At 67.2% G+C, this 8,561-nt stretch carries 8 protein-coding genes and 1 pseudogene; 4 read left to right on the top strand and 5 right to left on the bottom strand.

Translation table 11 applies throughout. From position 1 onward, the window contains the following. Positions 1-210: pseudogene (locus ACYVKL_RS02845) on the bottom strand (hypothetical protein); the annotation flags it as partial. A gap of 289 nt (positions 211-499) precedes the next feature. Then, positions 500-1,600 (bottom strand): FAD-dependent monooxygenase, encoded by a 1,101-nt coding sequence (locus tag ACYVKL_RS02840; RefSeq protein WP_379174399.1) that lies wholly within the window; start codon positions 1,598-1,600, stop codon positions 500-502. Positions 1,601-1,721: 121 nt separating this feature from the next. On the opposite strand from ACYVKL_RS02840, the gene ACYVKL_RS02835 reads away from it, so the two are divergent. Then, positions 1,722-1,952, top strand: a complete 231-nt coding sequence (locus tag ACYVKL_RS02835; RefSeq protein ID WP_379174398.1) for a hypothetical protein — start codon at positions 1,722-1,724, stop codon at positions 1,950-1,952. Positions 1,953-2,184: 232 nt separating this feature from the next. Then, a complete protein-coding gene (locus tag ACYVKL_RS02830; protein WP_379174397.1) occupies positions 2,185-3,612 on the top strand; it encodes a sugar porter family MFS transporter in 1,428 nt (475 codons plus the stop codon). A gap of 21 nt (positions 3,613-3,633) precedes the next feature. Here the strand turns inward: ACYVKL_RS02830 and tuf are convergent, their stop codons facing one another. Both tuf and ACYVKL_RS02820 read right to left on the bottom strand, forming a co-directional pair. Further along, complete coding sequence (gene tuf, locus ACYVKL_RS02825; protein ID WP_379174396.1) at positions 3,634-4,830, bottom strand: elongation factor Tu; 1,197 nt, start codon at positions 4,828-4,830, stop codon at positions 3,634-3,636. A 141-nt stretch (positions 4,831-4,971) separates the two neighbouring features. Then, a complete protein-coding gene (locus ACYVKL_RS02820; protein WP_379174395.1) occupies positions 4,972-5,274 on the bottom strand; it encodes a hypothetical protein in 303 nt (100 codons plus the stop codon). 139 nt (positions 5,275-5,413) lie between these two features. Here ACYVKL_RS02820 and ACYVKL_RS02815 point away from each other — a divergent pair, with 139 nt between their 5' ends. Continuing rightward, positions 5,414-6,919, top strand: coding sequence for a leucyl aminopeptidase (locus ACYVKL_RS02815; protein ID WP_379174394.1), 1,506 nt, complete (start codon positions 5,414-5,416; stop codon positions 6,917-6,919). 284 nt (positions 6,920-7,203) lie between these two features. Here the strand turns inward: ACYVKL_RS02815 and ACYVKL_RS02810 are convergent, their stop codons facing one another. Further along, positions 7,204-7,539, bottom strand: coding sequence for an oxidoreductase (locus ACYVKL_RS02810; protein ID WP_379174393.1), 336 nt, complete (start codon positions 7,537-7,539; stop codon positions 7,204-7,206). Positions 7,540-8,231: 692 nt separating this feature from the next. On the opposite strand from ACYVKL_RS02810, the gene ACYVKL_RS02805 reads away from it, so the two are divergent. After that, a partial coding sequence (locus ACYVKL_RS02805; RefSeq protein WP_460770971.1) for a biotin/lipoyl-containing protein occupies positions 8,232-8,561 on the top strand: 330 nt, incomplete at its 3' end.

Here is an 8,561-nt window from a genome sequence, read left to right as displayed (position 1 = left end):
TAAGCACGCCGCTAGCGTTCGTCCTGAGCCAGGATCAAACTCTCCGTTGAAGACTCTAGATTTGCCCGAAGGCGAATCAGAAGTATCTCGAACCAGAGTCCGAAAACCTAGCAAATCAAACGCCAGCAAAAGTATTTGCTGACTAAATGTCCAACCACCCTCACGGGGGTGAGAATGATTGGAACCAAATAAAATATTTGGCACTGACATTCATCGACACACTATTGAGTTCTCAAAGAACACACGCACAAGCCATCGATCCGAGCGGTGAGCCCGTTCGACTAGCTAGGCAACTTTTCAAGCTTAGCTCGCATCCTGCAGCAGAACCAAATCCGCTGGTCAGATCGAACTAGTGTGATCATCAGGCGCTCCTCGTCCAACCTCGTTTCCCAGGCCCTTGGGGCTCCGGGTCGGTGTCCGTGTCGCTCTGACCTGGAATAAGTTACGTGGTGCGCAGAACCAAAGTCAAATCGCCTCTCTACCTGCAGTTTTCCGGCGACTACGCGGAAGGTTGCGGTGGCTGCCAGCCCTGAATGGCTCTGCGATTGGTCGATCGGAACATCGCGACCGCGAGATTGTTCGGCGTCGCCAGGAATGCGGCGTCGCGGAGGGCTGCGAGAGTGGCCGAGCCCGGCGCGGTGAGGCGGGTGCCGTGCTTGGACAGGAAGCTCATCCGGGCGACTCGGCTGCGACGGGCGGCGGAGTAGCGGGCCAGATCCGGCGCGCAGGCCGCGAGGGTTACCGCATCCTCCAATGCCATGCTCGCTCCCTGCCCCAGGGTCGGCCGCATCGCGTGGGCGGCGTCGCCGATCAGGACCGCGCGTCCCTTCCATAAGTGCCGCGGTACATCGATCTCGAGTAGTTCGTCGGTGACGACCGTCGAGCGGTCGGTGGCGGCGATGAGTTTCGGGAGCGGATCCGGGTAGTCGGTGAAGTAGTCGAGATCCGTGATGCCAGGGCGGCCGGCGGTGAACACATAGGTGCGGTCGCCTGCGATCGGCACAACGCCGGCTTCTCCGTGTCGGCCGAGGATCACGCCCACCGGATCGGGTGCGGGCATATCGAGGACCCATCGCCAGGCCGCGATTCCGGTCCGATGCACCGGGCCCGAATCGGGCCAGAGGTGACCGCGGACCACGCTGTTGATGCCGTCGGCGCCGACCACCAGGTCGTATTGCTCCGTATCGCCGTCGGTTTCGATGCGGCCGTCGGCGTGGACGCCGACCACCCGGGTGCCGGTGCGGACACTGTCCGCGGGCACGGCCTCGGCGAGGATCGCGATCAGGTCGGCGCGGTGCAGGGCCACGAGCCCACCGGTGAAGTCGCTGATGCGCGCGTCGACGAGGATCCGACCGCGCTGGTTGCGGGCATAGCCACGGCGATCCTCCAGGGTTCCGGCTCGTACTGCGGCACCGACGCCGAGCAGGTCGAGTGCGTGCAGAGCATTGGCCGCCAGGGTGATTCCGGCGCCTACCTCGGTGAACTGCGGTGCGCGCTCGTAGACGGTCACGTCCCAGCCGGCCGCCCGCAGTGCGATCGCGGCGGCCAGACCACCGATTCCGCCCCCGACGACACCTGCTGTGCCTATGCCTTCGACCATGTTCCCTCCCCGGAATAGTCCCCCCTGAGCCTAGAACTCGAATCAGTCCCGAAGTTCGGCACGTGCGAGGGATCACGGCACCGAATACCTCCCGACCGAAAACGAGTGGAGGGCAAGCGGTATGGGTGCACAGTTGTGGTCGAGGGATGCGGGTGGCGGGGCGCGGAGTGGGGTGTCGCGGGCGGTGTCGGCGGCGGTGGAGGCGGCCAAACGGGGTGATGTGATCGCGGCGCGGCAGTTGCTGGTGCTGGCCGATCAGCTGGCCGCCGAGGCGGTGGAACGCGAGACCGCGCGGGCGAATCGACCCGGGCGGCTACGGGTTCCGTGGATATCGGGCCGGCAACGACGGTGAGGGAGAAGCGCGGGGCGCTGACCACAGACCTGTCCGGACCCACCGGGAAGCCGCACAGAACAAGGCAGAACCGGACGACCAGTCCGGCGTTGCGTTGAGCATTGACGCGCTCCCCCGCAGCAACAATAATGGTCGAAGTACGCCGTCTGACGGGGTTTGTGCGTCATCTCGGCCGAACCCACAGTGAATGGCTCGGGCTTCCGCGGCTTCGGGTCCGGACGAAGGAGTCGGCGTGAACACATCGGTGGAGTCGCGAACCTCGAGCGATCACGAACCCGGGGCGGACAGTCTCGTCTACGTCGTGTTCATTACCGCCGCGGCCGCGATGGGCGGGTTCCTGTTCGGCTACGACAGCTCGGTGATCAACGGTGCGGTCGAGGCCATTCGCAGTAGGTATGACATCGGGTCGGGGACGTTGGCGCAGGTGGTGGCCATCGCGTTGATCGGGTGTGCGGTGGGCGCGGCCATCGCGGGACGGATCGCGGACCGGATCGGGCGCATCTGGGTGATGCGGATCGCGGCGACGCTGTTCACGTGCAGCGCGATCGGATCCGCCTTGCCGTTCGCGCTGTGGGATCTGGCGATGTGGCGGGTGATCGGCGGCATCGGGATCGGGATGGCCTCGGTGATCGGGCCCGCCTACATCGCCGAGGTTTCGCCGCCGACGTATCGCGGGCGGCTGGCCTCGTTCCAGCAGGCGGCCATCGTGATCGGCATCGCCACCTCGCAGTTGGTGAACTTCGCGATCCTGAAGATGGCGGGTAATGAGCAGCGCGGGCAGATCGCCGGGCTGGAGGCGTGGCAGTGGATGCTCGGGGTGATGGTGATTCCGGCGGGGCTGTACGGGCTGTTCTCCTTCACGATTCCGGAGTCGCCGAGGTATCTGATCTCGGTCGGGAAGATCGACAAGGCCAAGGAGGTGCTGGCCGGGGTCGAGGGCGGCGACAACGATCTGGACACCCGGGTCGCGCAGATCGAGCAGGCGATGCACCGTGAGCACAAGTCGACGTTCAAGGATCTGCTGGGTTCGCGGTTCGGGTTCCTGCCGGTGGTGTGGATCGGTATCGGGCTGTCGGTGTTCCAGCAGCTGGTGGGTATCAACGTGGTGTTCTATTACTCGGCGACGCTGTGGCAGTCGGTCGGCATCGATCCGTCCAGTTCGTTCTTCTACTCGTTCACCACCTCGATCATCAATATCGTCGGCACGGTGATCGCCATGCTGCTGGTCGACCGGATCGGGCGGAAACCGTTGGCGCTCATCGGATCCGCGGGCATGGCGGTCTCGCTGGCCCTGGAGGCGTGGGCGTTCTCGGCCAAGACCGGGTCCGGCGACAGCGTGTCGCTGCCGCACGCGCAGGGCATCGTCGCGCTGGTCGCGGCGCATTGCTTCGTGCTGTTCTTCGCGTTGTCGTGGGGTGTGGTGGTGTGGGTGCTGCTGGGTGAGATGTTCCCGAACAAGCTGCGCGCCGCGGCGCTCGGTGTGGCGGCGGCGGCACAGTGGATGGCCAACTGGGTCATCACCGCCAGCTTCCCCAGCCTCGCCGACTGGAACCTGTCGGGGACCTACGTCATCTACACCGCGTTCGCGCTGCTCTCGATTCCGTTCGTGCTCCGGTTCGTTCCGGAGACGAAGGGCAAAGCGCTGGAGGAGATGGGGTAGAGCCCGGCAACGGGGCGCGGGCTACTTGAGGATCTTGGTGATCTGGCCCGCGCCCACCGTCCGGCCGCCTTCGCGGATCGCGAACTTGAGGCCGACCTCCATGGCGATCGGCTGGATGAGGACCACCTCCATCGAGACGTTGTCGCCGGGCAGCACCATCTCCACCGCCTTCGGCAACGTCACGACGCCGGTGACATCGGTTGTGCGGAAGTAGAACTGGGGGCGGTAGTTGTTGAAGAACGGGGTGTGTCGGCCGCCCTCCTCCTTCGACAGGATGTAGGCCTGACCCTCGAACTGCGTGTGCGGTGTCACCGAACCCGGCTTGATGACGCATTGGCCGCGCTCCACATCCTCGCGGCGGACGCCGCGCAGCAGCAGGCCGACGTTCTCCCCCGCCTGTCCCTCGTCGAGCAGCTTGCGGAACATTTCGATGCCGGTGACTGTGGTCTTGGTGGTCTTGGGGCGGATGCCGACGATCTCGACCTCGGCGTTGACCTTGAGGACGCCGCGTTCGATGCGGCCGGTGACGACGGTGCCGCGGCCGGTGATGGTGAAGACGTCCTCGATGGGCATGAGGAATGGCTTCTCCACCTCGCGGGCGGGAGTGTCGATCCAATCGTCCACGGCGGCCAGCAGTTCGGCGATGCCCGCGCCCCACGCACCGGTCGGGTCGGTCAGCGCCTGGAACGCGGAGACACGCACGATCGGGGTGTTGTCGCCGTCGAATTCGTATTCGCTGAGCAGTTCGCCGACCTCGAGTTCGACCAGTTCGAGGATTTCCTCGTCGTCGACCATGTCGCACTTGTTCAGGGCCACCACCATTTTCGGGACGCCGACCTGGCGGGCCAGGATGACGTGCTCCTTGGTCTGCGGCATCGGGCCGTCGGTGGCGGCGACCACCAGGATCGCGCCGTCCATCTGGGCCGCGCCGGTGATCATGTTCTTGATGTAGTCGGCGTGGCCGGGGCAGTCGACGTGCGCGTAATGGCGGTTCTCCGTTTGGTATTCCACGTGCGCGATGGAGATGGTGATGCCGCGCTGGCGCTCCTCGGGGGCCTTGTCGATGGCCTCGAAGGGGGTGAAGGGGTTCAGGTCGGGATATCGGTCGTGCAGGACCCGGGTGATCGCGGCGGTGAGAGTGGTTTTGCCGTGGTCGATATGGCCGATGGTGCCGACATTGACATGCGGCTTCGTCCGCTGGAATCTCGCCTTCGCCACTGGAACCTCCTGCGCGACCGTCGGTTCCAGGGTAGGCAGGGCGGGGGCTGGAAAAGTTGCGAACCGGGCGAATCGGGCGTCGAGGAGTGTTGACGAAAACCCGTTCCGACCACCGGTTTTCCCGGGGACCGGCGCGAGCGGTCAGCGCGCGCCGGGCTCACCCGTGGGAGGGGGCATCACCGGCTCGGTGGAGGTGGCCTGTTCCTTCGGGAGGCACACCCACTGACCGTCGGCGGTGAGAGCCCACTGGGCGATGATGCGGCCGTCCGAGCAGTCGTCGCCGACATTGTGGGTGGGCTGAGCCGGGGTGACCGGGATCGGGGCGAGGGGCGTGCCCGAGGTCGTCACAGTGGTCGGTTCGGGGCCCACGCTCTTGCTAGAGCAACCTGCTAGCACACCGATCGTGAGCACCATGGCCGATGCCGCCGCGGCCACTGCGGCCATGTGTGCTTTTCTGAATGGCGCCGCCATGACCACCCCTTACTGCCGAGCCGAATAGAGCAGATAGCAATCACTTAGCAATCTATTGTGCCGTCCGCGCCCAACCGGCCGCGCCCGGGGCGGCGCAGTAATCTGGGCAGCTATGACAGCTGTTGCAGATCGTTCGCTCGGACCGGAACTCGCTCGCACCGAGGGCATCGGGGATGCCGATGTCCTCGTGATCGGACTCACCTCGACGGACAACGGGCCGGAGATCGCGCCGGCCGACGCCTTCGAGGATGTGCTCGACGGCGAGACCCGGGACGCGCTGCTGAGCGCGCTGCGGGCGGTCGGGGCCAAGGGCAAGGGTGAAGAGGTCACCCGGGTGCCGGCGCCCGCCGGACTGGGTGTGGACTACGTGCTCGCGGTCGGGCTCGGCGCGGCGGACAAGGTGGATGCCGAACAGGTGCGCAAGTCCGCCGGTGCGGCCGGGCGGGCCCTGACCGGCGTCGCCACCGCGGTCACCACGCTGTCGGGGCTCGACCTGGGCGCCGCGGCCGAGGGGTTCTACCTGGGCGCGTACCAGTTCACCACCTTCAAGTCCGCCAAGACCGCGCCCAAGGCCGACGACCAGCCGGTCAAGCGCGTCGAATTCCTGGTTCCCACAGCCGATTCCGGTGAAGAGGAACTGTTCCGGTCGCAGGCCATCGCCGAAGCCGTCGCCACCGCGCGCGACTTCGTGAACACCCCGCCGAGCGACCTGTACCCGGCCGAATTCGCCAACCGCGCCGCCGAACTCGCCGAGGCCGCCGGACTCCAGGTCGAGATCCTCGACGAGACCGAACTCGAAACCCAGGGCTACGGGGGCATTCTCGGCGTCGGCAAGGGCTCCTCGCGGCCGCCGCGCCTGATCCGCATCACCTACGCCGGCGGCGACCCCAAGGTGGCGCTCATCGGCAAGGGCATCACCTTCGACACCGGCGGCATCTCCATCAAGCCCGCGGCCGGCATGGAGAACATGACCTCCGACATGGGCGGCGCGGCCGCCGTCATCGCCACCGTGCTGCTGGCGGCCCGACTGAGCCTGCCGCTGACCGTCATCGCCACCGTGCCGATGGCCGAGAACATGCCCTCGTCCACCGCGCAGCGGCCCGGCGACGTGCTCACCCAGTTCGGCGGCACCACCGTCGAGGTGATCAACACCGACGCCGAGGGGCGGCTCATCCTCGCCGACGCGCTGGTCCGCGCGGGCCAGGACGAACCCGACTACATCATCGACGTCGCCACCCTCACCGGCGCGCAGATGGTGGCGCTGGGCACCCGCACCCCGGGCGTCATGGGCACCGACGACTTCCGCGACCGCGTCGCGCGCATCTCGCAGGCCATCGGCGAGAACGCCTGGGCCATGCCACTTCCCGCGGAACTGCGCGCCGACCTGAACTCCAAGATCGCCGATCTGCAGAACGTCGCGCCGCACCGCTGGGGCGGAATGCTGTCGGCGGGGCTGTTCCTGAAGGAGTTCGTCGCCGAGGGCGCGCAGTGGGCGCACCTGGATGTCGCCGGGCCCGCCTACAACACCGGCGGGCCGTTCGGCTACATCGGCAAGGGCGGCACCGGTGTCCCGGTCCGCACCCTGATCAGCACCCTCGAGGACATCGCCGCCGAGTAACCGGCGCCGCCAACCGCGAGACGCGTCCCGCGACAACGCCCGCCCCGCAACCAGCGGAGGCGGGCGTTCGCGTCAGCGCGCGGCGATATTCGACGCGCGCTCGCAGAAGTACTCGGTGGACGTTCGAATCGGCGCGGAGGTTCGCGTTGAAACTCGACGCTCTCGGCGTCACCGCTCTGCGAAAGTTCGCGTAGCCACTCGGCAGACATGTCGTGCCGGTGCTCGGCGGCTGTCGCGTGCGCGCGGATGAGCCGGGGCCGCAAGGCGTTCGGGGTGGTGGACGGTCAGGCCGGTTCGACCAGGCGGCGTTCGAGGATGCGGCGGCGGGCGTCGAAGTCGCGCATGCGCTGGGGGTAGCCGACCCGGCGGGCGTCGTAGACGGGGATGTTCAGGGTGGCGGAGAGGCGATGCGCGCCGCGTTCGCCGACCACGCGGCGGGTCCATTCGCCGTCGTGGGCGACCAGCAGGACCGTCACGTCGGTGACCGTGGTGCGGGGTTCGACGAAAGCCTCGACGCCGTAATGGTTTCGCGTCCAGGCCACGAGATGCGCCAGGTCCGCGGGGTCCGCGTCACCCTGGCGACCGGTGCCGCCGCGCCCGAACAGATCCAAGAAACCCATCTCTGCCAACCTCCTCTCCGGCTTCGGAAGAACGCCGGATAATTCGATGATGCGCAGCTCGAGGGCCCGCCGCTATACCCTCGGCCAACTCCTAAGCAGCTCCACAGAAACCCTTCAGCGCGGCCTTAGCCCGGCCGCGAATCTGTCAGCCTCACCTCAGCCGACCGCGCGTCTCGGACCCGCCGGAGCGGCGCTGCGAGCCCGCTGCAAACCCTTCGGTCTCCGGACCCGACCGAGTCTCATGCTCCGAACTGCCGCCGCGCCATCGGCACAAGTCGATCGATGTGCGGATTCCGCCACGGCGGTGCCGCACTCGGCGATAGCCCCCGTGCACGGCGTCGGGTGACGATCTCCGGAATCGGACAGTTCGACTCCCGGCCAGCGGCACGCCGCCGGGCGGTGGCGGCCGTAAACGTGATACGTGTCATGGCATCCCGCTATTTCACGGTCACTCCAGGGGCGTTTCGCGCTCACGGGTGCGATCACGGCGCGGAGAGGTCGGCACAACCGCCGCCCTGTGACACGCCGCACCCGGACGAGTGCAAGGATGGGTGGCTGGAACAAGAACCAACACGGATCTCCGGTGCCACTGAATGTTCGGTGGCCGTCGGGACGACACCGCGACCCGCGGTGCCACGCCCGCGGAGAGACGAACTGTTTAACCCGACGAGCAGTCAGAGGAGTAGACGGACATGACCTTCTCCGTCCAGATGCCGGCTCTTGGTGAGAGCGTCACCGAGGGCACCGTCACCAGGTGGCTGAAGCAGGAAGGAGACACGGTCGAGGTCGACGAGCCGCTGCTCGAGGTCTCCACCGACAAGGTCGACACCGAGATCCCGTCCCCCACCGCAGGCGTTCTCGTGAAGATCGTCGCCCAGGAGGACGACGTGGTCGAGGTCGGCGGCGAGCTCGGCGTGATCGGTGAGGCCGGTTCCGCTCCGGCCCCGGCCGCCGCGCCCGCCGCCGCGGCCGCACCGGCGCCCGCGCCCGCCCCGGCCCCCGCGCCTGCCCCCGCTCCGGCT

It is taken from the genome of Nocardia tengchongensis (genome assembly GCF_054781395.1).
This window is presented reverse-complemented; position numbering and strand designations above follow the sequence as displayed.

Bases quoted from the DNA above. Each gene is read 5' to 3' on its own strand.
- ACYVKL_RS02840 (WP_379174399.1), bottom strand. From the start codon at position 1,600: ATGGTCGAAGGCATAGGCACAGCAGGTGTCGTCGGGGGCGGAATCGGT.
- ACYVKL_RS02835 (WP_379174398.1), top strand. From the start codon at position 1,722: ATGGGTGCACAGTTGTGGTCGAGGGATGCGGGTGGCGGGGCGCGGAGT.
- ACYVKL_RS02820 (WP_379174395.1), bottom strand. From the start codon at position 5,274: ATGGCCGCAGTGGCCGCGGCGGCATCGGCCATGGTGCTCACGATCGGT.
- ACYVKL_RS02815 (WP_379174394.1), top strand. From the start codon at position 5,414: ATGACAGCTGTTGCAGATCGTTCGCTCGGACCGGAACTCGCTCGCACC.
- ACYVKL_RS02810 (WP_379174393.1), bottom strand. From the start codon at position 7,539: ATGGGTTTCTTGGATCTGTTCGGGCGCGGCGGCACCGGTCGCCAGGGT.